Source organism: Janthinobacterium sp. FW305-128 (genome assembly GCF_020858135.1).
GTDB lineage: Bacteria > Pseudomonadota > Gammaproteobacteria > Burkholderiales > Burkholderiaceae_D > Janthinobacterium.
In genome coordinates, this window is the sequence record NZ_JACYMK010000037.1 from 1 (window position 1) to 1230 (window position 1230).

General features: G+C 67.2%; 1 pseudogene. It reads left to right on the forward strand.

Features of this window, described 5'->3' with window-relative positions:
* Window positions 1-1230, forward strand: a pseudogene (locus IGS60_RS28210) (filamentous hemagglutinin); the annotation flags it as partial.

Below are 1230 nucleotides of genomic sequence, written 5' to 3' on the forward strand. Positions count from 1 at the left end.
CGCGGGCACGGACCTGGCGGCCAAGGTCGGCGGGGATCTGAACAACTCCGGCTTGCTGTATGCGGGCCGCGACCAGCTCCTGGTCGTCGGCGGCACGCTCGGCAACAGCGGCTCGCTGGCGGCGGGGCGCGATGTCAGTGTGCAAGCAGGCAGCATCGACAGCAGCGGTTTGCTGGGCGCGGGCATGCGGGCCGATGGCACGCTGGGCCAGGCAGGCAGCCTGGTCGTAACGGCTACGCAGGCTTTGCGGGCGACAGGCCAGAACTTGGCAGGGGGCGACGCAGTGCTGGACGGCGCCGCGCTGGACCTCACGGGCAGCCAGAGCAGTGCCGCGAATATTGCGCTGACGGCGCACGCAGGCGACGTCCTCACCAGCCAGGCGCAGGTGAGCACGGCAGGCTTGCTGGCGATCACGGCCAACGGCAACAATGGGCAGGTACTGGTGAATGCGGGCGGCCAGCTGAGTGCGGGACAACTGGCGCTGGCGGCGGCCAATGTGCGCAATGTGAAGGGGACGATCGTGCAGTCGGGCGCGGGCAGTACCGTCATCGACACGGGCGTGCTGGACAATACGGGCGGGCGCATCGCCGTCAACAGCGGCAACTTGAGTCTGGGCGCAGGGGCGCTGACGAATATCGATGGCAAGATCGAACATGCGGGCACGGGCACGCTGGCGATTCGCGCCACGAACCTGTATGGACAGCGGGGCCAGATCTCAGGCAACGGTGCATTGGTCGTGACGGCCGATAGCTTCGACCACCGCGACGGCGCATTGCTGGCCAGGCAGGTGACGCTGCATACCGGCACCCTGGATAATCGCCAGGGCAGCGTCACGCAGACGGGAACTGGCAGTGGCAGCGTGGCGGCCACCGGTCATCTGGACAACCGTGGCGGCAAGATTGAAGGCAATGGCGACATGGCGCTGAGCGCCGACATGCTGTTGAATCAGAACGGGCGCCTGGCGTTCGCCGGCGCGGCCGAGATCGTTACTGGCTCGCTGGACAATACCGATGGAGGCGTGCTGGCAGGCGGCCTGAATATACGTGGCGGCGACGTGAACAATACGCGCGGCCAGATCCAGGCGGTATCCGGTGCGGCCAGCCTGGCCATCGGCGATTTGCGGAATACGGCCGGCAGCGTGTTTGCGGCGGGTGACCTGGCGATTGCGGCCGGCAAGGTCGACAACAGCGGCAGCCTGTACGCAGGCGCGCATCAAACGCTCAAGGCGAC